This window comes from Paludisphaera borealis (assembly GCF_001956985.1).
Taxonomy (GTDB): domain Bacteria; phylum Planctomycetota; class Planctomycetia; order Isosphaerales; family Isosphaeraceae; genus Paludisphaera; species Paludisphaera borealis.
Genome location: NZ_CP019082.1, coordinates 2,103,274 through 2,127,942, shown reverse-complemented (window position 1 = coordinate 2,127,942; position 24,669 = coordinate 2,103,274). Strand labels below are relative to the sequence as shown.

Genomic DNA, 24,669 nt, shown 5'->3' with positions numbered 1-24,669 from the left:
GATACCCGGTCGTCGGACCGGCCGACGCTGGTCTTGGAGAGATTCGTCATGCGGATCGCCGTCACGGGAGCCACGGGATTTCTCGGGCGCTACATCGTCTCGCACCTGGCGGCGGCGGGGCACCGGCTGGTCTGCTGGCATCGCCCGACCAGCGACCTCGGCCATTTCCCCACGCCGCTTCCTCCTCGCGCGCTGAGCTGGATCGAGGGGACGTTGAACGACCGCCGCGCGGGCGAGGAACTCGTCGCCGGGGCCGACGCCGTCGTACACTCGGCCCTCGATCACCCCAGCGGCGGCTTTCGGGGCGAGGACGGCGACCTGATCGGGTTCGTCGAGCGCAACGTGGTGGGCACGCTCCGGCTGATCGAGCAAGCGCGCGCGGCGGGCGTCGAACGGTTCGTCTACATCTCGTCGTGCGCGGTGCACGACGTGATTCTGGACGATCGGCCCCTGGACGAGACCCATCCGACGTGGAGCACCAACCACTACGGGGCTCACAAGGCGGCCGTCGAGAACTTCGTGACAAGCTTCGGCCTGGGCGCGGGCTACCCGATCTGCGCGCTGCGGCCGACGGGGATCTACGGCCTGGCGCATCCGGCGGCCGCGAGCAAATGGTATGGGCTGGTGAGGAATGTCGTCGAGGGACGCCGCGTCGAAGGCCGGCGCGGGGGCAAGGAAGTCCATGCGGCGGACGTCGCCCGGGCCGTTGAAATTCTCCTCGAAGCCGACCCCGGCGCGATCGCGGGCCGCATGTTCAACTGTTACGACCGCTACGTCTCGGAATACGAGGTCGCGCGACTGGCGCAACGCGCGTCGGGGGCGAGCGGGGTGATAGACGGGGAGGAAACGCATCCCAAACATCAGATCGACACCGCCCGTCTGCGGTCGCTCGGCATGACCTTCGGAGGAACTCCGCTGCTCGAACGGACGATCGACCAACTTGTCGAGGCCGTCCGGGCCGAGTGACCGACCGGGCTCGGGTCAGGGCGAGAGCGACGCGACAGGGGAGGACGCAGCCGACACGGCCGACGGCTCCGGGGCTTCGAGAGTGAGCGCGTCGGCGACCACGCGGTCGCCCTGGCGGACGCCCGAGAGCACCTCGACGTAGTCGGGGCCGCTGAGGCCGAGTTCAACCTTCTGCCAGCGATAAGGCGTTTGCGGCTTGGCGGCAGGCGAGCGATCCGGGATGGCGACGAACGATTCCCCACCGACCTCGCGAATCGCGGCGAGCGGCACGCGGTCGACCTGCGAACGCTGATCGCTGAGGAAGCTCACCTCGGCGCTCAGGCCGGGGCGGAGATCGGCGAAACCCTGCTCGATCGAGACCAGCGCGAAGTACACGCGGACGTCGGAGAACGGCCCGTTGACGGGCGTCGCGATCGCCGTCACGTCGGTGACCTTGCCGACCAGCTTGCGATCCGGGAAGGCGTCGATGACGATCTGGCAGTCTTGACCCGGGCGAATCTGTGCGACCTTGGTCTCGTTGATCCGGACTTTGACCCGCAGCCGCCTGGGGTCGGGAAGCTGGAAGATGGGCTGATCCTGGCGAACGGTGACGCCTTCCTCGATCGCCGATTCGACGCGTCCCCAGCCGTTGGCCTGGTTGACGTAAACCACGACGCCGTCGTCCGGAGCTCGAAGGGTGCAGGCCGCCAGGTTCTTCTCAAGGCGGTGCAACCGCTCGGTCTCAAGCGCGAAGCTCGAATCCTGCGCCAGCTTGTCGGTGAGGATCGACGCCAGCTTGGCTTCGAGCGATTTGATGAGCTTCGGGCCGGTGAATTTTTCGAGCCGTTCCAGCATCCCCTTGGCCTCGTTGAGGGCGATCAGGGTCTGCTGGACGTTGAGTTCGTCGGCGATCACCTGAGAACGGGCGCGGAGGCCCTTCTTCATCATCTCGCTCGACCACGTGTAATTGCGAGCGGCGATGTCGTATTCGATCTGACACGTCTGGATGTACTGACGAATGAGCTGAAGATCCTGGGGATAGATGCCGTCGCGGTACTCGCGAAGGGTGATCTTGTTGACCTCAAGGATCGCGCTGGCCTGCTCGACCCACGATTGGGCTTGGAGGTGGCGGATCTTTTGCACCTTCAACTCGTCGCGGAAGGCCGACGCGTCGAGTTCGCAGACGATCTCCCCCTTCTTGACTTTCGTCCCCTCGCGCAGGATCGAGATGATTCGGGTCGAGCCGGGCTTCTCCTGATCCATTCCGTTGGTGCTGCCCCGTCCGCCGCCGCCGCGTCCGCCTCCTCCGCCACCGCCGCCGGTCCGCGTCGTCGTCGCGGAGGCGGTCGCCGTCGTGGATGCGCCGCCGCCGGTCGAGGTCGCGGGCTTGAGCGGAACGTGCGGCGTGACCATGTAGGTGAAGCTGCGGATCACCGGTTTGACACTGCCCGTCGTCGTCGTGGCCGCTGTCGAGCTGGAGGTCGCCGACGCGCTGGACGAAGCCGCGCCGCTGGCCGATCCCGAGCCGCTCGCTGATCCCGAGCCACTCGTCGATCCGGAACTCTGGGTCTTAGACGACGCTCCCGACGCGCCGCGGGCGCTCTTGCTCTTGGTGGCGACGGGCGCGGCGGCCTGCGGGCTTCCTCCGCCCGACGCCGCCTTGCCGCTGGCCCCCGACGTCGTGCCGCCGCCACGCCCGCCCGCGCCGCCGGCGCCCCCGGCTCCGGTCGTCCCGCCCACCTGGCCGACGAGCGCTTCGACCTGGCACTTGACCGTCGCGTCGCTGGCGCTTTCGAGGCTGCCGTTCTCGACGACGAGCAGCACGATGTCACCGCGATCCACCTCGACCAGGCTGAGCCGGATCGGGCTCTCGAAGTAGTTCATCGACGGCCGAAAACCCTGTTGCCACGCCCATGTCGAGCCGCAGACCACGGCGACGGCCGCCAGGATGGTCAACCATTTGGACATAGATCGTCGCTGTTTCGGCGTTTCGATAATGATCGGAGAGCCTGCGCTCGCGTGGTTTTGCATAGGTCATCCGAAGAAATGCGATCGTCTCGGCAAGAAAACTTGCAATCGTTCCGGCCCGCGCAAGGACTCTCTCGTCGTCTACGTCACGCCCAGAGGGACGGCGGCGACGCCATGCGAGTGAGATTCCTTTCATTATCGGTCGGCGTCCGTGGCCGTCAACGCGCGACAACACGGAATCTCACTCATGAAGAGCGTCGAAATCCTTTTTCTCGTACCTGGTTCTCCGGGCGAAGCTCCGATTACCCGCCGGCCCCGGCGCGAGGAAGCAGGCCGGACGCCGCTCGCGAAGTCGCCAGTTCGAGCGAGTCGTTGGCGGAAAAGAGCCCGTAGACCGATTTCGTGAACGCGAACGCGGCCTTCAGACGCTCCTCGGAGGCCGCCTCGCCGGTCGTCTCAACCCCGCCGATCACGACCAGCCGGCGCGGAGCCAGAAGCGCCCCGAGGGTTCCGATGTCGCCGTATCGCAAGAGCTTGGGGGCGATCAGCCCCATTGGGATTCCACTCCAGGCCGATGCGTTCGGAGGCGCATAACTGACCAGGCCGTGGTCGACGCAGACGGTCTGAACGCGGGCGTCGAACGCGCCCGCCAGGATAGGCGCGAGGCCGATCGGGCCGGTCGCGTCCAGGACCAGCGGAGCGCCGGCGACGGTCGGCCCAAGGTTCTTGGGAGGGTTCTTCACCAGGGAGGAAACGACCTCGATCCACTGGAGAACGTCCCAGACCCATTGACCGAGCAGCGGACGGCCGAGCCACACGGCCCACTCGGCTTCATCGTGGTCGGCGGCGCCGGCCACGGCGGGGGTGTTCGGCTTTCGCTTGCCGGTGGCCCGCAATTCGACGCAGCAGGCCGCATAGCCGGCATCGATCCAGGGCTTGCAGCGCTCGCGGGCCGTTGCGGGCTCCAGGTCACTATGCTGGATCACGATGGCTGTCCCGCGCGAGGTCGCGCCCGGCTTGGGAGTGAAGAACAAGCCGGTCAGGGTGAGGCCGGCTTCGGTCGTCGTCTCGATAGTCAGCAGGTCTTCTTTGGCGTCCCGCGCCACGATGGGGAGCGGAGGGCGGACGACCGGAAGGCCGCCGAGAACGTGATCGCGGAGCATGGCCTTGATTCGGATCGCCTCGGCTTCCCAGGCCTGGCGGTGGTCGGGCACCGGGGGGAGCGCCGCGAGCCGGGCCAGGCTCTCGCGGTGAGCGAAGACGGGAATCGTGACGACCGAAGCCGGCCGGGACGCGGCGTCGGGATAGCAGCGGAGGTCGGCCGGATCTTCGGGATGGATTTCGGGTTCGGGAACCGGCGAGCCATCGCCCCGGCCGCGCAGCCAGCGGTCGAGCCAGCCGTACATGGCCTCACGCATTTGCTTGTTGTAATCGTGGCCGGACTCGATCGACAGGTGCCGGACGCGATCGTCGGCGTTGAGCAGGTGGAACCGCGAGCGGGCGTAAGCGAGGCTCTTGGCCGCCTCTTCGACGCTGAACTGGCGGGCGTCGTGGGAGGCGCTGATCACCAGCAGCGCGCGGGGGGCGATCATCGCCAGCAGGTCGCCGGTCAGTCCGTAGGACAGGCCGCCGGGATTGACCTCGCAGACGCAGCAGGCCGCTTGCAGGTAGGCCTCGTAGGTTCCGACGCCGCAGACCGGAACCACGGCCTTGAACCGGTCGTCGGTCGCCCCGGCGTACAGCGACTGGTTGCCGCCGCCCGACGCCCCGGTGATCGCGAGCTGGGTCGGATCGACTTCGGGGCGGGAGATCAGGTAGTCGACGGCTCGGCGGTTGTCGTAGACCTGTAGGCCGATCAAGGGGACGTCCGCCGACCAGAGCGAGGCGCCCAGAAGTCCGCCGTGGTACGTGCCGGGACCGGGCGCGACGGCCCGCTCGCCGGCTCCGAAGGCGTCGACGCAAAGGCAGACGTAGCCGAGTTGGGCCAGTCCGATGCACCGCGTCTGGACGACCGGATCGATCCGCGCCCACTTCCAATGTCCGTGGACGCTGAGAACGCCCGCCGCCCGGCCGTCGACCCGCTCGGGACGGTAGAGATTCGCCGTCACACGGACCCCGGGACGGCTCTGGAAAGTCAGCCGTTCGATGACGTACCCGGGCCTCGTGAGCACGCCGAGGATCTCGGGTTCCAGGTCGCAAGGGTGGTCGGGAACCTGACCGAACGAGTCGCGCAAGCCGTCCGCCACGGCGCGGAGACGCGCGTCCCAGCCGGCCAGAGTCGACGGAGCGACAGTCGGCCGCCGGGCGCTCGGCGCTGAGTCCCTGACGAACGCAGGGTATTGCTCTCGGGCCGCGTCCGAACCTTGGAAGGCTCTCATGTTCTCGCTCCCTGTCTCGTGGTCGGATCTTGGGTCTCGGCCTGGGTCTCAGTTCGCATCCACGCTACCGGCCTAGAACCCGGCGGGCAAGACGTCGGCGAGCCTCGGCCGAAACGCCTCGTCGGACGGCCTCGACGGGGGTCGGATCGCAGCGCGGCGTTTGGTGAAGAACTTGAGGGAAAAATCGACGCGCGCGGCGAGTTTCGCCCGCGCTATCGGCGCAACCCTCCCAGTCGTGCGAGCCGGAACGGGTCGAAGTCGGTCTGTCCGGCCTATCCCGGGTTTCGACCGGCGTTTCTCCAAGAAACTTCTGGAAGTGCGCCCTAGTTTTCAGGTATCCGGTGGAATAACTGGTCCGTACGACACGGCCGACGCAAGCGCCCTTACGGTTCTCGTCGGCATCGTCGGTACGGTCCACGGACGGTTCGTCTCCGGGGCTCGACCGGGTTCTTCTCGGTCGAGGCGCTCGGGGTGCGGACTGTTTCGAGAGCCGGATCAGGATGAGCTCCCGTTGCATCGGGAAACAGGAGTTTTGGCTCACGGAGGATCGAGCGGAATGAAGGCGACACAGGACGGGAGGTTCGGCCGGATCGGCTCCGACCTTCCGGCGCGCCCAACCGAAGACCGGAGTGCACCATGTTTGGGTTTCCCCAAGGGCTGCTCGGAGAGCAGGCCGGAATCAGGTGCAAGGATGGCGGATTTCGTTTTGGGCTCAGGGAGCGTGTTCGGTCGAGACGAGGAGAGAAGCGGTCGAAGACGACCAGGCCGTGCTGTGAGCCGCTCGAAGAACGCGCGTTGATGGCGACGGGCGACTACGTGCTCACCGGCTACCAATGGTCCAACCCGGCCCGAATCACTTACAGCATCGCCCCCGACGGCGTCTACTGGGGGCACGGCACGAACACGCTGAACGCCTACTTCAACTCGACCATCGGCTCGAACGGCGTGTGGCAGCGGCAGATCGCCCGGGCCCTGGCGACCTGGCAGTCGGTGGCCAACATCAACATCGTTCAGGTCGCCGACGGCCCTTACGACGAGGATACGCGAGGACTTTCCCAGGGCGACCCACGATTCGGCGACATCCGGTTCGGAGGCTACGCGTACGCCAACAACCAGACCACGCTCGCGGCCACCGCGTTCCCCCCTCCCCAGGGTTGGACGATCGCGGGCGACGTGCAGATCAACACCAGCCTCAAGTACAAAGTCGGCGGCGGCGATTACGACCTGTACAGCGTGATGCTCCACGAGACCGGGCACTCGCTGGGACTGGACCATTCCACGAATCCGGTGGAGGTCATGAACGGAACCTATCAAGGGGTCCGCACCACGCTGGCCGCCGGCGACATCGCCGGAATCCAGGCCATCTACGGCGCGCGGCAGCTTGACGTCTATCAGAGCAAAGGGTACGGGCTCAGCTCTTCGGTGCCGATCGACTTGAGCCCGATGCTGGTCTCGGCGAGCACAAGCACGGCGTCCTCGGCCTCGCTCACGAAGATCGGCGACGTCGAGTGGTTCAGTTTCGTGGCGCCGAACTACGCCTCGGGCTCGTGGCAGGCGACGGCGTCGGCCTCCAACCTCAGCCTTCTCAGTCCCAAGATCACCGTCTACGACGCGGCCGGCAATGTTCTGGGACAGGCGGCCAATCCCACCGCCTGGGGAGACGACGTGTCGGCCGCCATGAAGTCCGTCACGGCCGGTCAGCGCTATTTCATCGCGGTCACGGGCGCCACCGGCGACGTCTTCGATACTGGCGCTTATCAGCTCTCGGTGACCCTGTCGGGCAAACCGACGGCGCCGGCGCCGGCTCCGGCCACGTCGGTCCCGGTCACGCCTCCGGTGACGATTCCGGTCACCCCCCCGGTCACCCCCCCGGTCACGGCTCCGGTCACGATTCCAGCGCCGGTCTACCCGTCGCAGACGAACTACGTGGCCCCGGATCGGCTCGAACCCAACGACACGTTCAGCACCGCATCGCGGCTGGGCAAGGTCAGCCAGGGGACGGTTTACGGACTGAACCTGAATACGGGCTCGGACCTGGATTATTTCACGTTCCAGACGTCGACCGGGGGGAGTTTGCAGTTCACCGCGGCGGGAACCACGATCGTGGTTTACAACACGCGCGGCAAGGTGCTCGCTCAGGGGGCCGGCGTGGTGAACGTGTCGGCCGCCCGCAACGCCACGCTCATCGTGCGGACGCAGTCGCCCAATTCGGCGCCAGTGGCTTCGTACACGCTGACGATCGCGCCCAAGCCGGTCGCTCCGCGGCAGGTCAACATCGGCAAGGCCGCGCCCAAGCCGGCGCCGAAGGTCGTGGCTCGCGTGGTCGCCAAGCCCATGGCCCGGCTGGCGCGGCAGGAGGTCGTTGCTTCGGGATTCTCGGCGCATTTCGTGACGGCCGGGGGCTGGACGGGCACCATGAAGACGTCCTCCAAGGTTTGAGGTCGGCCCCGCGTCTGGAGTTTGGCTCGCATCGGCGTGGAACTTGCCGGTTTGAGAGCCTGACCGGCATGTGGTAGCCTGTGCAGAGCAAACGAAGACTTGCTCGCGCAAGAGATCGACGGCCCCCCGGATCGAACGGGCCGGGGGCGTCGATCCGACCGCATGGAACCCGCTCGGAAGTCCCCCAGGAGCGAATATCATGGCTGAATACACTTTGCCCCCGCTGCCGTACGATTTCGGCGCCCTCGAGCCTCACATCGACGCCAAGACGATGGAGATCCACCACGACAAGCACCACGCGGCCTACGTCAACAACCTGAACGCCGCGCTCAAGGATCACCCTGATCACCAGGGCAAGCCGATCGAGGCGTTGATCGCGAACCTGAACGCGCTGCCCGAGGGGATTCGCACGGCGGTCCGCAACAACGGCGGCGGCCACGCCAACCACTCGTTCTTCTGGCAGATCATCGGCCCTGGCGGCGGCGGCGAGCCCAAGGGCGCGCTGGCGCAGGCGATCACGTCCGAGCTGGGAGGCTTCCCGGCGTTCAAGGAAGCGTTCGCCAAGGCGGCCGCCACCCGGTTCGGCTCGGGATGGGCCTGGCTGGCCCTGGGGAAGGACGGCAAGCTTGCCGTCACCTCGACCGCGAACCAGGACAGCCCGATCATGGACGGCCAGACCCCGATTCTCGGGATCGACGTCTGGGAGCACGCTTACTACCTGAAGTACCAGAACCGCCGCCCGGACTACGTCTCGGCCTTCTGGAACGTGATCAACTGGGACGAAGTCGGTCGCCGATACGACGCCGCAAAGAGCTGATCGGCGGGGCGGCGCGCCGCCTCGTCGATCACGTCGGTCTCATCGACGGCCCTTGACCGATGTCTGAAGATGGCTATGATCCGGACGCCCTGGCGGTGCGAAACCCCGGGCGTCCGGTTCCCTTTCTGGTTTCGACGGGCCTCTCTGCTCGCTCGTCGGACGCCTCCCGAATTCCGGTGTTCGCCAGGGTCTTTCCTGGCGAGCGACTGGAATACCGGGTGCGGGCCACGTCCCCGAGCCGGGCGGTGCAACGGAATTCGAGCAGGTGAGAGGCCACGCCGATGGATCGGCCCTGTTTCTTCGCTTCGTGTCGACTGATGGGAGCGGCGCTCCTAACGACGGTCGTGCTGTCCTCGGGCTGTCGCAGCACGCGCAGCGAGGTCCCGCCCGCCAAGCCGTACGCTCGGACCGGCGAGGCGCCGCCGACCGTCGGGTTCAGCTCGCAGCCGCACCCGGCGAACGCCGGAGGCATGCCCGCGTCGGTCAACATCGGCCCTGGCGGCATGCCCGACGATCGGCTCGCGACCGGTCAGCCGCAGTACGGCACGCCCACCCCCGGCAGCAAGGGCGTCGCACTGCCGACCGGCAATCGCTACGGACCGCCGGGAACCTCGGGCCTCGATCCCACCGCCGGCGCCAATTCGACCGCGATCGCCGACTCGCTCATGGAGTCCGGGCAGTCGGTGTCCAAGACGCTCGCCGACGACCCCAAGTTGAACAAGGCCGCGACGATGCCTGTTCAATAGCTTGAAAGCCCTACAGGCGCGGGCTGACCGACCTCGACCGTCGCGAGATGAAGGCCGAATCCCAATGTCCGCAGGGCTTGACGTCGTATTCGAGGACGAGCATTGCCTGGCCGTCGTGAAGCCGGCCGGCCAGTTCACCCAGGGAACCTGGGCGCCGCCGGGCGAGACGACCCTCGAACAGGACGTGCGGCGGCGGCTCAATCCGGCCGCCCCGGAGTCGGCCTACGTGGGGATCGTCCACCGGCTCGATCGCCCCGTGTCGGGCGTCTTGATCTGGGCGAAGAACCCCAAGGCCGCGCGACGGCTGGCGTCCCAGTTCGAGAAGCGCCAGGCGATCAAGGAATACTGGGCGATCGTCGAGGTCGCCTCGGGGGCGGACGCGCCCGCGCCTTTTCCCCCCGCCTCGGCCTCATCGATCTTCCCGTCGACCGAGGCCGTCTGGGAAGACTGGCTGATCCCCGCCGATCAGGCGGGCGTCGTGCGATCGGTTCGGGAAGGCGACCGCGGCGCGCGGCGGGCGGTGACGCGGGTCGTCCGCGACGAAGCCGAGCGGAGCCCTGAGAAGTGCGCCTGGCTGCGGCTCTGGCCGGAGACCGGCCGGACGCACCAGTTGCGCGTGCAGGCGGCGACGCGCGGCATGCCGATCCTGGGCGACGCGATCTATGGATCGCGCAGGCCGTTCACGCCGGGCGTGGCGCTGCACGCCCGGTCGTTGCAGGTGCGGCATCCCACGCTCTCAACGCCGCTGGTGCTGGTCGCGCCGTTGCCCGGATCGTGGGGAGAGCAGGGGATCGTGATCCCCCGCGGCGCGTCATGATCGGGATAAAGTAAGCCAGGCGCTTACTCGGCCCCGATCTCGACGATCCTGAGCTTGAGAGTGCCCCGGGGAATGGGAACCTCGACTTCATCGCCGACCTTCTTGCCGACAAGGCCTTGGCCGATCGGGCTGGTGAGGAGGATGCGGTTGTTGTCGTAATCTTCCTCGCCGGGGCCGACGAGGACGAAGTCTTCCTCTTCCGCCATGTCGACGTCGAGGACGCGGACTTTGGATCCGAAGACCACGCGGTCCGTCGGTAGAGTCGTCCGGTCGACGATGTATGCGCGGTGGAGCTTGTCTTGGAGGTCGTTGATCCGGGCCTGGAGCATTCCCTGAGCTTCGCGGGCGGCGTCGAACTCGGCGTTCTCGGAGAGGTCGCCGAAATCGCGGGCGACGGCGATCTGCTCGGCGATCCGGGGCATGTCCTCGTTTTTCATCTTGTCGAGCTGAGCCTTGAGCTTTTCATAGCCTGGCTTCGACATCGGGATTCGGTCTGTGGACATGCCGATCTGCTCCCCCACCTCGTCACGGGTGCGTAACGTACCGATCGAACCGCCTTTGCGGCTTCGCCATCAACATCGAACCTGGGCTGAACGAGGATCGAGGGGCGTGGCAAACTCGGATCGATGGCGATCGTCGAGCGTCATCGCGCCTGGGATTGAGCGGAATGGACGTCCATCCGCCCGCGGCCCCTCGACACTGGAATGGTTCAGGACGGACGCAGTCGCGGTCAACGGCTCCAGGTCTTGCTTCGGGACGAGTCCCGAGGCCAAAAAAAATGAGACGTCCGGCGGGCCCCTGCCACTTCCGGTTTCGTCTTTCAATGATCAAGCCTAGTAATCCCGGAATGGCGATGCAAGCCCAACCAGGAAGAACTTCAAGCTGCGTTGCACGCATAGGCAGGCCCGGCGGCCTGTATCGATCCGGCCGCCGGGAGGGATGGTTTTGAAGCACGGGAACGGAATCACTCGTGCCGAAGCGCTTCGATCGGGTCCATGAGCGCCGCCCGCCGCGCCGGGTAGAGGCCGAAGAGGATGCCGATGGCCACCGAGATGCTGAAGGCCAGCATGACCGAGCTGCCGGTGACGAACGCTTTCTGGTCGGGGATGAAGTAGACGATGATCTGGGGGATCGCGATACCCATCGACACGCCGAGCAGTCCGCCGACCCCCGAGAGCACCACGGTCTCGATCAGAAACTGTTGGGTGATGTCCTTGCGCTTCGCTCCCAACGCCCGACGGATGCCGATCTCGCGGGTGCGCTCGGTGACGGTCGCCAGCATGATGTTCATGATGCCGATGCCGCCGACCAGCAGCGAGATCGCGGCGATGGTGCCGAGGATGATGCTGAACTGCCGGGCCGTGCGCTGGGCGGCCAGCAGCAAGTCGTACGGCACCGTCATCTCGACGTCCTTCTTGGGGTGGAACTTCTCGCCCTCGTAGGCCGCCTTGATGATCGGCACGGTGGGCTGCACCTGCTCGATGGTCGCGACCTGGAGCGTGATCTGCGAGAGCTGGGTCTCCTCGGCTTCCATCGAGCCCGACCGACTGTTGACGATCTTCTCGCCGAACCGGACCCGGCAGGTGTTGAGCGGGATGTAGACGTCCTTGTTGAAGTCTTGCGCGGCGAGACTGCCGCCGACGCCCGCCGAACTCTCCCGCTCCTTGGTGACACCGACGACCGTGTAGTAGTCGGAGCCGAGCTTGACCGACTGGCCGATCGGGTCTTCGTAGGGGAAGAGGGTCTTCGAGGTCGTGGCGGCGAGCACCGCGTAGTTCTGGTATTTCTCGTTGTCGGCCGCGGTCAAGAACCGTCCCCGGTCGACTTGCAGCATGTTGAAGTCGGCGTAGTCTTGCGTCGTGCCGACGACGCGGCCGTCGAGGTAGTGCTGCAACCGGCGGATCTGCTTGCGGATCTCGCGGATCGGCAGCGCCTTCTTGATCGTCGGCACCGTCGCCAAGATCCGATCGTAATCGGCGTACTTGATCCCGTAGTTGAGGATCCGCGCGGGGCGGCCGCCGCTCGCCTGGGCCTCGTCGCTGGGCTTGACCGAGCGGACGATGATGTTCGTCGCGCCCAGGGCCTTGATCTGCTCCTGGGCGTCGCGGCTCGACCCCTCGGCGATGGCCAGCATCGAGATCACGGCGGCCACGCCGAAGACGATGCCCAGAACCGTCAGCCCCGACCGCAGCTTGTGCAGCAGGAGGCTTTTCATCCCGAGTTTCAGCCCGCGCCAGATGCGTCGCATGAGAGCGATTCCTTGTCGTGTCGGTCGAATCGGATCGGTTCGGGAGAGCGAGCGGAGGACGGTCGAGGCCGGCTCAGGCTTCGGCTGGGAGCGACAGGGTTTCCTGGGCTTCCAGCATCCGGGGGCTGGGGCCGTCCTCGATGACCAGGCCGTCGCGCATCCGGATGATCCGCTTGGCGTGGTGGGCGATGTCGTCTTCGTGGGTGACCATGATGATGGTCTTGCCGGCGTCGTTGAGCCGTCCGAGCATCTCCATGATCTCGTGGCTCGTCTTGGTGTCGAGGTTGCCCGTCGCCTCGTCGGCGAGGATGATGTACGGGTCGTTGATGAGCGACCGGGCGATGGCCACTCGCTGTTGTTGACCGCCGGAGAGCTGCGTCGGGCGGTGGTCGTAGCGGTCGCCGAGGCCGACCATCGCGGCCAGCTCGCGCGAGCGCTCCTGAGCCTCGGGCGTGAGCTCGCCGTTCCCTTGATACGTCAGCGGGAGCTGGATGTTCTCCAGCACCGTGTACTGGGCGATCAAGTTGTACGACTGGAAGATGAAGCCGAGGTAACGACTGCGGACCTCGGACAGCTCGTCGTCGTCGAGCCGCGAGACGTCGCGGTCGCCGAGGTAATACTGGCCGCTGGTGGGGCGGTCGAGGCAGCCGAGCAGGTTGAGCATGGTGCTCTTGCCCGAGCCCGACGCCCCCATGATGGCGACGTACTCGCCGGGGTAGAAATCGACCGACACGCCCCGAAGGGCGTGTACGGTGACCGTGTTGTTCTGGTTCCGACGTCCGAAGAGGCCGCCGCCGGGGCCGTGCCCCATCACGTAGGTCTTGCGGACGTCCTTGATCGAAACCAGCGGCTTGTCGGCCTGATGGTCCTGGCTGGGACGAAAATCCACGGTCAGTTCCCTCCCCCGCCTGGGCCGCCGGCACCGCCACCGCCACCGCCACCGCCGCCTCCGAATCCACCACCACCACCGCCGCCGGGGCCGCCGCCGCCGTTCTGGCGCATCTGCTTCATCTGCTCGATCTCGGCTTCGGTGATGCCGGCCTTCTTGAAGATCGCGGCCCGTTCTTCTTCGGTGGCGCCCTTCAACTTGGCCCGGTCTTCGGCGGGGATTTTCGCGAAAATCCCTCCACCGGCGCCGCCGCCCTTGCGAGCGCCCTTGGCCTTGGCCTTGGCGAAATCGCCGGTCTTTCCGGCCGGTGCGCCCGGTGCTCCGAGAGCGCCGGCGGGTCCGGCCTTGCCGGCTTCACCCGGCGCGCCGGGGGCCCCCTTCTCGGCTCCGCCCCACGCCTTCTTCGAGGCTCCGCGGCCGGCGCCGAAGAGTTCGCGCTTCTCGGCGTCGGAGAGCAGGACGACGGGGTTGAGGGCGACGAACATGCCGGCCGAGACCCCCTGGGTGACTTCGACGAACTTGTCGTTGGTGGCGCCGAGGGTGACTTCCTTCCGCTCGTAGCCGTCGCCGGTGCGGACGGCGACGTGGTCCTTGCCGCCGTATTCGAGGATCGCCTGCACCGGCACGCTGAGGACGTCTTCCTTGCGGTCGACGAGGATCACGACCTCGGCGTTCATGCCGGGACGGAGGCCGGGGAGCGGCTTGTCGATCTTGATCCGGGTCGTGTAGACCTTGATGTCCGAGCTGAAGAAGCTGGTCTGGTCGGGCAGGGGCGCGACGTCGACGACATGGCCGATCAGCTCGGTGTCGGCGAACGCGTCGACGCGGATCCGGGCCTGCATGTTGGGCGTGATCTTGTCGATCTGCGATTCGTGGACCTTGGCGTTGACCTGCATGTTGGCGATGTCGGGCAGGCTGAAGATCTTCTGGCGCTCACGGACGGTGGCGCCTTCCTCGATCTGCGGCGCGTTGCTGCCGAACGACCGGCCGGCGTCGTTGGCGTAGACGATCAGGCCGTCGTTGGGGGCGTACAGTTTGCAGTTGACGATCTGCTTCTCGTACTTCGCTTCCTTGTCGCGCTCAAGTTTCAAGGTCTGCTCCTTGGCCAGCTCGTCCGAGTGGGCTTTCTCGACGTCGCTGCGCAGCTCCTTGATCGTCTTGGCCTTGGTGAACTGGTCGAGCACGATCAGCTTGCCCTGGGCCTGTTCGAGGGCGAACCCGGCCTTCTGGTAGTTCAGCTCCTCGGAGACCTTCTGGGCCCGCGAGACGTAGCCTTTCTCGAACATCCGGGCGGCCCAGGCGACGCGGTCCTCGGAGCGGGCCATCTCCGATTCGGCGAGCTTGATCTCGCCCTTGATCGTCGCCTTGTCCTGGAGGTAGACCCCTTCCTCGTACTCCTTGACCGCGATCTCGGCGACCTCGCGGGTCAGCTTGGCCTGCTGGTACGAGGCCTCGGCGCCCTGAGTGGCGATCTTCTGGTTGGTGAGCGAGTCGCGGAGGGCGGCCGAGTCCAGCTCGCAGACCAACTGGCCTTTCTTGACCCGGGTCCCTTCCGGCAGGATCATGATGATTGTCGTCTGCCCTTCGACCAGGCAGGAGACGTCGTCGTTCTTGGAGCTTTCGAGCGCTCCTTTCTCGGTGACCGTGATCGGCAGCGCCCCGAGCTTGATCTCGTGCGGCACGATCTCGATGCTCGTCGCCGCGAACAAGGTGCGGAACGGCTTGCTGAGGCCGGGGACGCTCACGAGCGCCACTCCGGCCACGGCGAGGGAGGCGACGAGGCCGAGCGTCAGCAGCTTACCGAGCGACGGCCGCCGCCGCTTCGGCCGCTGGAGCGCGGGCAGATCGCGTGTCACTGGTGCCTGAGCCGAGGCTGGGTCCTCGGTATTCTGCAGGGAAAAGTTCACTGAACGCCTCCCATTCATCGTAGGGCAAGGTGCCGATGTCGCGGTAAAGGGATAGTCGAGCCAACTGGAAATTCTGCCAGACGTTTTGCAACGTCCCTTCGGCCTGGATGAGCGACTGCTGGAAACTGATCAGGTTCGTGGTTTGGGTCGCCGCGTTGGCCGACTGAGCCAGGCCCTGGCCGGTCCCTCCCTGGGGGGGGCGATGATCTGCTCGAACGCCTGGTCCTTCAGTCGGATGTTCAACTCAAGACTCTGTTTGGCGATCTCATAGGTGATCGCGGCGACCTGCATCTGGCGGATGTCTTGCCTGAGCTGGACCTTCAGCGAGTCCTCGATGTTCTGCAGATTCCGCCGCTGCCTCTCGTAGTTGACGATGGCCGCTCGGAAGTTGTTGCGTTCGGCGAGGCGGATCAAGGGAAGCTCGGCGTTCAGCACGAGACTGAACTGGGTCGCCTGCGAAAAGAAGCCAAAGGGGTTGGTGCTCGTGGGCGGAGTGAGTACCTGGTTTGTAACACCTACGTTGAGTATACCTTTCAGCGAATTCGCTTGTACCCGAATTTGCCGCCAGGTGTCGTAAAGTTGCGCCCGTTGGTTCATGACGTCGAGCCGGTATTCGAGCGCGGTCCGGACGCCGGCCTGGAGCACGTCCTCCAGCTCTTCCTCCTCGCTATACGTCGTGCTCCCTTTGTATAGGCCGAGCATGGAGCGGCCGTCGATGACCACGTCCTCAAGCTGGGGCACCTTGCCGACGAGCGTGGGCAGGTCTTTCAGGTCGCGCTTCGGGTCCCGCTGCCAGTCGTCGATGCTGTCCCAGACGTCGACGAAGGGCTGGACGAGGCTGAGGTCGCAGATCATGGGCAGGTCGGGGGGCAGGCCGAGCTGCTGCTTGAACTGGTCGAGGCTGAAGCGGTATGTCAGGGTGTCCTGCACCAGGGTTTGACGCGCCCTGACCAGGTTGGACCGGGCCTGGTCGACCTGGAGCTGAGTCAGGCCCGAGGCCTCGCCGTCGATCAACTGGGTGTACAGGTTGACGAGCTGCTCGAAGTAGGCGACGTTCCGGCGGTCGATGCTCACCTGGGCGAGATTGAAGGCCACGGGGATGAAGCCGGTGGTGGGGTCGCTGTTGCTCCCGGTGGAGAACGCGGTGCCGCCGAAGGTCGTCCCCAGGCTCTGGACGGTCGAGCCCATGAGGACTGCGACGATGAACTCCTGCCGGAATTTCGCGAACGAGCGGACCTGGTAGACCAGGTTGCGCTCGGCCTGCGTCAGGGCCTCCAGAATCACCGCGCGTCCGCCGCCACGCAGGAACGGCTGGAAGAACGAGATCGGGAGCGACGACTGCACGCTGGGCTGAATTGGGTTCTTGCCCACCAGGTTGAAGACGACCTGGTTGGCGAAGCCGAGGGCCAACTGGCCGCCCGAGTTGAGCAGCTTGCCGACGCCGGCCACCTCGCTGATTTGCAAGGCCGACACCTGGCCACCGGGCGAGAACCGGGTCTGGTAGTTGAACCGGTTGGGTGGGATGGCCCCGGCGAACCCGGCGAGCGGCGACGTCTGGGGCGACAGGCCGGCGTAGAACTGCGGCTGGAATTGGAACCGCTGGAGGGTGACGGCGAGGGCCGTCGAATACACCCCCTCGAGCTGCGACTGGTACGCACGACTGTTAATCAGCGCCAAGGTGAACGCTTGCTGCATCGTCACCTTGTAAGGATTGCTGTTGCTCGGGAGGCCGGCCGCCGCCGCCTCGTTGAGTTCGGGGATCGACGGAACGAGGACGCCGGAGAGTTCCGCGGCCTGCTCCTGCGTGAACGCGCCTTTCGGCCCTTCCGGTGTCATCTGCCCAGGGCGTGCCAGGTTGGGATCGGCCATGTCGCGTTCGTTGGGATTCGGGTCCAGGGGAACCGGGGACACCGGCGTGAGCGTGGAATCGGGCTGACCGAGGGGCTTCTTCTCGGAGTCGCCGGGGCGGACGCCGCGAATGGAATTGTCGGCGTCGACGGCTTGCTGGGCCGTCCTGCGAACCGCGCCGTCCTGCGACCGCCTCGGCTGCTCGGCGTTCGCCGTCGCGAAGCTGGAAGCCGGCCGAGGGGGCGGGATGACCTTCTTGGCACCCGCCGTGCGTGCGTCCGCAAGTAGTATCGGCGTCGTTTTCCGCGCCTCCGCCCCGGCTTTCTGATCCAGTTTCCAGGTCGAGGCCTGCGGCGGCGTGGTCGCCCCCGCGCCGGGCGGGGCTGCCGCTCCGGGAAGGAACGGCGACGGCGTCTGTGACGGTCCAGGCGGGGCGGCCGGCTGACCGACGCCTTCCGGACCGTTCGGTTGGGCGGGTTTGGCTCCGTTTCCACGCTTGGGCGGCTTGGGAAGCGACTCGCGCTCCTGCTGCCAGCGCTCGAGCATCTCGATATAGCCCGTCCCCTCGGCGGGGATCATCAACTGGTTGTCGGGGCTCTGCGGGACCGGCGAGAGCGCCGCGGTGGCATGGTCGTCGGGCGGTGCCGGTGGGAAGTCCGGATCATACGGGTCGGCGAACCGGGACATCGCCGGCGGTTCGATCGAGAACGTGTCGAGACGCCATCGCGGGTCGCGACTCTTTTCGAAGACGGCTTCCGACACGTCCTGGTTGGCCCATTCCCGGAAGAATTCGCGGGTGCAACCCGGCTGGGTTCCGAGCAGAAGGGCCAGCAAGGCCGGCGCGGCTCCGAACCGGTAAGGGATCGGAACGTTTCTTTTACTTCTTGGTTCGGCCATGTAACTTGCCTCGACAACTCGCATTCCACCGGATCGCGTCCACCAGGAGGGGTGGACCGCGCCTCGCGTCGTACGGGGGCGCCCGTCGTGGCGTTCCCTCGGGCCTTCGACTTGGGAGTGGTGGGAGACAAGGTGCATCGCGTCGTGACGAGGCCCGACGGAGCGTCGACCGGACGGGAAGCCGATCGATTCACCTGAACTATCGGATTTACGGATTGTTCGAGTTGAATCGAAAGAACGGGAGTCCGGATGAGTGCGGGTTGTAAGCCGGACGGTTTCAATGGAGTTGCGGCCGCGAGCAGGTCGAAACTGCTGAGGTAAAAGGGAACCCTTGGCGGCGAGATCGCGCCGAGGCCGTTCGGCTTCGAGAGCTGGAGCTTTTCGGGGTCGAACGCGTCTAACGAGGGTCGCCCGCCGCGAGGCGCCGTAGCGAATTGACTCGTGGCGGAACGCGGATAGGAGCCTGGAGGAGGGAGTCTCCCATGCTGTTTGGCAAGCGCGGTCCGCGGCCGTCGAAGGCGGTGCGGAAGAAAGTGGCGTTTCGGCCTCGTGGCGAAAACCTGGAAGCCAAGATCTTGATGGCGTTCGACCTGGGATCCACGACGCCCCCGGCGTTGCCCAACATCGCCACCGGCAACGTCGGCATCAACATGGTCGGCTCGACGACCAGCCAGAACGCCGGCGCCAGCGTCGCCGAGCTCGGCGATATCAACGGCACTGGTTACGACAGCTTCCTGATCGGCTCGCCGAACGGCACCACCCCGTCGGTCTCGCTCGTCTTCGGCTCCCAGCAGCAGTCGACCGCCACCACGACGTCGACGCTCGACTGGCTGAACACGACCGTGCCCCTGGTCACCAACGTCGCCCCCAACGGACGGGTCGGCGCGTTAAACACTCTGGGCACGACCGGCCAGGTCAATCCGATCTCCGGCAGCTCGACCGGCGCCTACAACTTCACGGGGATCACCTTCATCGCGAGCAAGAGCGGAAGCTCGCAACTCGGCTTCTCGGTGGCCAACGCGGGGGTGATCAACGGCACGCAGGCGTTCCTGATCGGCGCCCCGAACGCCCTCGACGCCGCCGGCGACGCGACGAGCATCGGCTCGGGCCGGGTCTATCTCGTCTACGGCTCGACGAATCTTCTCGGCCTGTCCGGGCAGACGATCGACCTTGACAACCCGACGGCCACGGCCGGCATCAGCATCGTGACCTACGCGACGTCCGTGCTCGGCTCGCGGCTGGGGGCCTCGGTGGCGGGGATCGGCAACTTCCTGAACGACGGCTCCAACGACATCGCCATGGGGGCGACGAACGCCACGGTCGGCACCGGCGGGACCGCCAACAGCGGCGCCGTCTACGTCGTGTCGGCCAACGGCATTCCGACGAGCACGAACACCACGCCCATCGATGTTTCGCTGTTCGGCCAGGCCGGCGGCACCGCGGGTCTGGTGCTGGCCGGCGCCGCGGCGGGCAACCAGGCCGGCTTCGCGGTCTCCGGCGCCGGCGACGTCAACGGCGACGGGCTTGGCGACCTCCTGATCGGCGCCCCGGCGGCGGCCGGCGGGAACGGTACCGCCTACCTGGTGTACGGCGGCAATCTGGGCGGCCTCGTCACCAACAACTTCAACTACAATTTCATCTCCCTCGCTCGCGTCGGCCAGCCGGCCGGCTCGTCCCCGGCGACGGTGCCCGGCGCCGCGATCAGCGGCGGCGGCGGGGCCGGCAGCGAACGCGCCGGCGCCGCGGTCTACAGCGCGGGCGACTTCAACAGCGACGGCGTCGCCGACATCATGATCGGCTCGCCGAACTACGGCGGCTCCAGTACGACCGCGAACCAGGGCCGCGTCACGATTCTCTACGGCGGCGCGAACAATCTCATCAACGGGATCTTCACGCTCAATACGATCCCCGCCGCGGTCAGCTCGTTGTCGCTGATCGGCAACCTCGGCGACATGGCGGGCTCGGCCCTGGGCTTTGTCGCGCCGATCAACTCCGGACAGACCAACGAGGTGTTGATCGGGGCGCCTGGCAACAACTCGGCGTACCTGCTCCCCGGGCACGGGGGCACCTACACCGGCTCGTTCCAGCTCTCGGACGCGGAGAATCCCGCGACCCTGGCCGGGGTGCAGTTCACCGCGACCACGCCCGGGTTCGGCGCCACCGCGTTCGGCTCGTCGGTTTCGGGTCGGCTGGTGACGTCGGGCCAGATCCACACGGCTGACAGCGACCTCGTCGGCGACTTCATCATCGGGGCGCCTAGCTACACCATCACCAGCAGTGCGACGGCGGCCGGGGGCGGGTTCATCGTCCAGGGGGCGATGATCACTCTGGGCATCCCTCCAGCGACCAACGTGATCCAGACCACGATCACCCAGATCGACTCGTCGACGACGTCGCCGTTCGCGGTCAATCCGACGACGCCCGACGCGATGAAGATCTACGTGACGAACTCCACGACCCCCACCGGCCAGCCGTTCGTCGCGTCGACCGACATCGACCCGACGACCATCACAGTCAACGGGGTGTTGTTCGCCAACGCCACCGTCACGGCGGACCCGAACAACGCGAACCAGGCGATCATTACGATCTCGCCTCGATCGGCGTTGAAGCTGCCCTCGGGCAATTCGACTCTGGTCGTCAGCGGCAAGACGCTGGCCGGCTCGCCCGAGGGAGTGCAAACCTTCCAGGGCACGGCGGCGATCAACGGCGGCAGCGGCGGCGGAGGCAGCGGCGGCGGTTCCACCGTGGGCGCCGTCTCCACGCCGCTCCCGCCCGGATTGTTCACCCCCGTGAGCTATCTGAGCCAGTTCGGCGGCTCGTTCGTACCGACGATCTCAGCGATGTCGCAGTACAACTACGCGCCGCTCCCGATGAGCGTCGCGCTCAGTCAGTACCTGCCGCCGGCCGGCTTCCGCCAGCGAATCCAGGCCTTCCACGGCCAGAAGGTGGCGGGCCGCAGGCAGAACGCCAGCCGGAAGAACGACACCGGCACCGGCGTCTGGACCCTCGGCCGGAGCGTCTACAACCGCGGCAAGTTCCACAACGGCAACACCTATACGTGGGTTCACTCGGGGATCATCGTGCCGACCACCCGCAAGGTGCAGAGGTTCACGAGCGCCGGCAACAAGCTGCCGGGCTGATCGTCGCCCGAAGCGGGAAAACCAATACGGACCGGCCGACGCGCCACAAGGCGTCGGCCGGTCCGTTTCGCGTTTCCGGGCCGTGCGCTCGTATTCAGGACGCGTCGGCGCGCTTGTCGACGATCGCCGCCAGCTTGCCGGCCAGCCGGTCGAGCGCCGGGCTGTGGTCGAGAGGATCGAGATGGACGTTGAGGATGGTGAAGCTGCCGGTATTTCCCAGCGCCCGGGCGAGTCCCGTTTCGAGTTCGCCCATCGTGCGGATCTCGATCCCCAGGCCGGTCCCCAGCACGTCGGGGATGCGGTGGAACGCCCAGCCGTGGACGTCGTTGAAGTCGCCTTCGAGGAGCAGCCGCTCGGTGGTGTAGCCGTGGTTGTTGAGAACGATCACGATCGGGTTGAGGCCGTGCCGCGCGATCGTCGACAGCTCCATTCCGGTCATCTGAAACGCGCCGTCGCCGACGATCACGAGGACCCGGGCGCTCGGGTTGGCCAGCCCGGCGCCGACCGCCGCGGGGACGCTGAAGCCCATCGACGTGTAGTACGCTGGGCTGAGGAACTCGGTGTGCCGGTGCATTTCGAGATCCATCGCCCCGAACAGCGAGTCGCCGATGTCGGCGATGACCGTCGTCTCCTTGTGATCGGCCAGAAATCGGTTGAGGCGAGAGAACAGCCTCGGCGAGGTCGTCGGCGAGTCTCCCGACCCCATATCGATCTCGGCGAATGGGTTCGACCGCTTGGGGACCGGCGTGCGCTGGACCTTCAGGTTCCGCGCGATCAGGCCTCGGATGAAGTCGTCGAGCCGGACGTCGCGGTAATGGTGGTGGCCGATGCGGAGGTGCTCGCTGGTTGCGTCGATGCATCGCGACGGGTCGAGCTTGGCGGTGAAGATCCCCAGGTTGATGTCCGTGAGGAAGCAGCCGAGCATCAGCAGGCAGTCGGCCGTCTCGACCAGTTCGGTCACCTCAGGACGCCCCATTCCGCCCTCGTAGACCCCGGCGAACAGCGGGTGGGCCTCGGACAACACGCTCTTGCCGAGGATCGTCGAGGCGATCGGCATTCCCGTCGATTCAGCCAACTCCAACAGCTCTTTCAACAGGCGGAAACGATGAATCTCGACGTCGGCCAGGATCGCCGGCCGCTTGGCCTTTGTGAGCCGTTCCGTCGCCTCGTCGAGCGCCTCGCGGAGCGCGTGGGGATCGCTCGGGGGCTCGGGCTTGGGGGGCCGTCGCGGTCCGATGCGGCGGACGTGGATCTGGTCGCGGGGGATTTCCAGGTAGACCGGTCGCTTGTTCCGGACCACGACGTCGAGAACCCTGTCGATCTCGCTGAATGCGGTCTCGGGGCGGTCGAGCACGGCCGACGCGGCGGTGAGCTGGCGGTAGACCTTGTACTGGGTGTCGTAGTCTTTCACTTGATGATGGAGCATCGGGTGATGAACGCGTTCGCCCATCCCCGGCGAGCCGCTGATGACGATGACCGGCGACTTCTCGGCGTAGGCCCCGGCGATGCTGTTGCAGGCCGACAGGCCCCCGACGCTGTAGGTGACGCATACGCACCCCAGCCCATGAACCCGCGCATAAGCGTCGGCGGCGAACCCCGCGCTGTCCTCGCGCGTCGTACCCACCAGCTTGATCGGGCTTTGCTCCAGCATCTTGTACAGGCTGAGCACGTAGTCGCCCGGTATCCCGAAGACGTGGTCCACGCCGAGTTCCGTCAAACGGTCGATCAGGTACTGGCCGAGCGTCGGCGATTGATCCGGCGTCGGACTCGGAGAAGCCGCGTGGGGCATGTCAGGTCTCCTTGCTGGGGGCCTTGATCCGAGGAGGCGCGGTCAGCGCGTCGTCCTCTACTCCTATTCTAGGCCCTCGGCCGATCCCGAACCATGATCACGGGGAGACGCGATCGACTGTCAGGCGCGCGCCTTCGGGTTGACGACCTTCGCCACGTCGTGGAACAGCGATTCCAGGACCAGCGGCATGTACAGGTTGCGCGCGAGGTGGAAATCGGCTTCGAGCGCGCGGTCGGCGAGGATGAAGACGTCTTCGGGTTCGAGCCGTTGGGCGAGAACGGCGATGGCGCGGCGGTCGGCGGGGTCGGCCGACGGCGGTTCGAGGCCGGCGGTCTGCCACAAGACCCCCCGGAACAGCCGGGCCAGCTCGCCGACCATCAGGCTGGCGCGTCGGCGCTGGGCGCCGGTCTCCTTGCCGGCCTTCTTCGAGAAGGCGAGAAGCTGCTGGACCTGCTCGGCGGGGTCGAACCCGCGCTCGCCGGCCAGGCCGTCGATCAGGTCGCGGCGGTAGCGGTCGAGGTCCGGGTCGGCCAGGCCGATCGCCCGACTGACGCTCCCCTCGGCCAGCGCGGCGAGCTTGGCGGCGTCGTCCGCGTCGGCGGCGATCCCCTTTTCCAGCAACAGCCCGGCCAGCTCGTCGACGGGCAGAGGATCGAACCGGACCACCTGGCATCGCGAGACGATCGTCTCAAGCTGCTGCTCGGCCGACGTGCCGATGAGGATCAGCACGGCCCCCGGCGGCGGCTCTTCCAGCGTCTTCAAGAAGGCGTTGGCCGCCTCGTCGTTCATCGTGTCGACGTCGTCGACGACCGCCACCTTGCGGACTCCGCGCGCCGGCTTGAGGCCGAACTCCGCGCAGAGGTCGCGGATCACCCGGATCGGCAGCTCCTGCTTGTCGTCGGGGCGACCCGTGACGATCAGGTCGGGATGCGATCCGGCCTCGACTTGGACGCATCCCGGGCATTCTCCGCACGGTTCAAGCAGCCCCTCGGCGTTTCGCTCGCAAAGCAGCGACTGCGCGAGCGTCAGCGCGAACGTCCGCTTGCCGATCCCCTCGGGACCGACGAACAGGAACGCGTGCGGGAGCCGTCCCGACTGGGCGCTGGAACGGAGTGAAGCGAGCGCGCGGTCATGGCCGCGAACCGAGACGCAGGGCATTCGCCACCGCCTTTCGAATCTGGCGAGCGACGTCGTCGGCGTCCTTGCTCGCGTCGATCGTCGTCATCGGGGATGGATAGTAAGGGCATCCCTCGGGGCCGACAATCATCAGATCAAGGGCGTTCGAGAAGCCCTTGTTCACCTGGGCGTGATAGCTCTCGGGGCGATCCTCCAGCCGGTCACGCGCCGCGCCGATGCGGCTCTTGGCGGTGTCTCGGGAGACGTTCAGGACGAGCGTGAGATCCGGCAGCAGTCCGCCGGTCGCCACCTGGCCGACGCGCGCGATCTCGTCGATCGGCAGGCCCCCGGCGACTCCCTGGTAGACGATGTTCGACAGCAGAAAACGGTCGCAGATCACGACTCGGCCCGCCGCGAGCGCCGGGCGGATGACATCCTCGACGAGCTGGGCGCGGCTCGCCATGAAGAGGAGCATCTCGGCCCTCAAGGTCGGATGAAGCTCGCTCCGTTCCAGGAGCAGCTCACGGAGCCGGTTGCCGAGAGGCGTACTGCCCGGATCGCGGCAGGTGACGACGTCGAACTCGTCGTCTTCCCTGAGCCAGTCCGCGAGTCGGGCCGCCTGAGTCGACTTGCCGCCGCCGTCGGGCCCTTCGAACGCCAGGAAGAAGCCCGGATGCGGCCGCTCCCAGGATAAATAGCTCGGCAATTTGTACTCTGTCACGTTG

Annotated in this window: 16 protein-coding genes; 6 read left to right on the top strand and 10 right to left on the bottom strand. The window is 66.7% G+C overall.

What is annotated here, in order from left to right; translation table 11 throughout:
- Positions 1-48 precede the first annotated feature (48 nt).
- Positions 49-966, top strand: coding sequence for an NAD-dependent epimerase/dehydratase family protein (locus BSF38_RS08365; protein WP_076344689.1), 918 nt, complete (start codon positions 49-51; stop codon positions 964-966).
- A gap of 15 nt (positions 967-981) precedes the next feature.
- On the opposite strand, the gene BSF38_RS08360 is transcribed toward BSF38_RS08365, so the two are convergent.
- Together BSF38_RS08360 and BSF38_RS08355 are read right to left on the bottom strand one after the other, a co-directional pair.
- A complete protein-coding gene (locus tag BSF38_RS08360; protein ID WP_237170800.1) occupies positions 982-2,913 on the bottom strand; it encodes an efflux RND transporter periplasmic adaptor subunit in 1,932 nt (643 codons plus the stop codon).
- Positions 2,914-3,215: 302 nt separating this feature from the next.
- Entirely contained in the window at positions 3,216-5,291 is a 2,076-nt protein-coding gene (locus BSF38_RS08355; RefSeq protein WP_083712791.1) for an alpha/beta hydrolase family protein, read from the bottom strand.
- Between the two features lie 798 nt (positions 5,292-6,089).
- Here BSF38_RS08355 and BSF38_RS08350 point away from each other — a divergent pair.
- From BSF38_RS08350 to BSF38_RS08335, 4 genes are all read left to right on the top strand, one after another.
- Positions 6,090-7,730 carry a matrixin family metalloprotease gene (locus BSF38_RS08350; protein WP_076344683.1) on the top strand — a complete coding sequence of 547 codons (1,641 nt, stop codon included), beginning with the start codon at positions 6,090-6,092 and terminating at the stop codon, positions 7,728-7,730.
- A 199-nt stretch (positions 7,731-7,929) separates the two neighbouring features.
- Positions 7,930-8,547, top strand: coding sequence for a superoxide dismutase (locus BSF38_RS08345; RefSeq protein WP_076344681.1), 618 nt, complete (start codon positions 7,930-7,932; stop codon positions 8,545-8,547).
- A 317-nt stretch (positions 8,548-8,864) separates the two neighbouring features.
- Positions 8,865-9,293, top strand: coding sequence for a hypothetical protein (locus BSF38_RS08340; RefSeq protein ID WP_076344679.1), 429 nt, complete (start codon positions 8,865-8,867; stop codon positions 9,291-9,293).
- A gap of 64 nt (positions 9,294-9,357) precedes the next feature.
- Entirely contained in the window at positions 9,358-10,110 is a 753-nt protein-coding gene (locus BSF38_RS08335) for an RluA family pseudouridine synthase (protein ID WP_083712789.1), read from the top strand.
- A gap of 23 nt (positions 10,111-10,133) precedes the next feature.
- Here the strand turns inward: BSF38_RS08335 and greA are convergent, their stop codons facing one another.
- From greA to BSF38_RS08310, 5 genes are all read right to left on the bottom strand, one after another.
- Positions 10,134-10,613 carry a transcription elongation factor GreA gene (gene greA / locus BSF38_RS08330; protein WP_076350690.1) on the bottom strand — a complete coding sequence of 160 codons (480 nt, stop codon included), beginning with the start codon at positions 10,611-10,613 and terminating at the stop codon, positions 10,134-10,136.
- Between the two features lie 461 nt (positions 10,614-11,074).
- Positions 11,075-12,358, bottom strand: a complete 1,284-nt coding sequence (locus tag BSF38_RS08325; RefSeq protein ID WP_076344675.1) for an ABC transporter permease — start codon at positions 12,356-12,358, stop codon at positions 11,075-11,077.
- Positions 12,359-12,431: 73 nt separating this feature from the next.
- The gene (locus BSF38_RS08320) at positions 12,432-13,169 is read right to left on the bottom strand and encodes an ABC transporter ATP-binding protein (protein ID WP_076350689.1); all 738 of its coding nucleotides are present in this window, start codon (positions 13,167-13,169) and stop codon (positions 12,432-12,434) included.
- Between the two features lie 80 nt (positions 13,170-13,249).
- A complete protein-coding gene (locus BSF38_RS08315) occupies positions 13,250-15,154 on the bottom strand; it encodes a beta-barrel domain-containing protein (RefSeq protein WP_076344673.1) in 1,905 nt (634 codons plus the stop codon).
- Positions 15,155-15,283: 129 nt separating this feature from the next.
- Positions 15,284-17,899 carry a TolC family protein gene (locus BSF38_RS08310; protein WP_076344671.1) on the bottom strand — a complete coding sequence of 872 codons (2,616 nt, stop codon included), beginning with the start codon at positions 17,897-17,899 and terminating at the stop codon, positions 15,284-15,286.
- A 482-nt stretch (positions 17,900-18,381) separates the two neighbouring features.
- Here BSF38_RS08310 and BSF38_RS08305 point away from each other — a divergent pair, with 482 nt between their 5' ends.
- A complete protein-coding gene (locus tag BSF38_RS08305; protein WP_076344669.1) occupies positions 18,382-21,039 on the top strand; it encodes a beta strand repeat-containing protein in 2,658 nt (885 codons plus the stop codon).
- Between the two features lie 94 nt (positions 21,040-21,133).
- Here the strand turns inward: BSF38_RS08305 and BSF38_RS08300 are convergent, their stop codons facing one another.
- The 3 genes from BSF38_RS08300 to tmk all read right to left on the bottom strand — a co-directional run bounded on the left by BSF38_RS08300 (position 21,134) and on the right by tmk (position 24,665).
- Positions 21,134-22,828, bottom strand: a complete 1,695-nt coding sequence (locus BSF38_RS08300) for an alpha-keto acid decarboxylase family protein (RefSeq protein ID WP_076344667.1) — start codon at positions 22,826-22,828, stop codon at positions 21,134-21,136.
- Positions 22,829-22,948: 120 nt separating this feature from the next.
- A complete protein-coding gene (holB, locus tag BSF38_RS08295) occupies positions 22,949-23,986 on the bottom strand; it encodes a DNA polymerase III subunit delta' (protein WP_076344665.1) in 1,038 nt (345 codons plus the stop codon).
- Complete coding sequence (gene tmk / locus BSF38_RS08290; RefSeq protein WP_237170798.1) at positions 23,958-24,665, bottom strand: dTMP kinase; 708 nt, start codon at positions 24,663-24,665, stop codon at positions 23,958-23,960. Before tmk ends, holB begins: the two co-directional genes overlap by 29 nt.
- Positions 24,666-24,669: the final 4 nt, after the last annotated feature.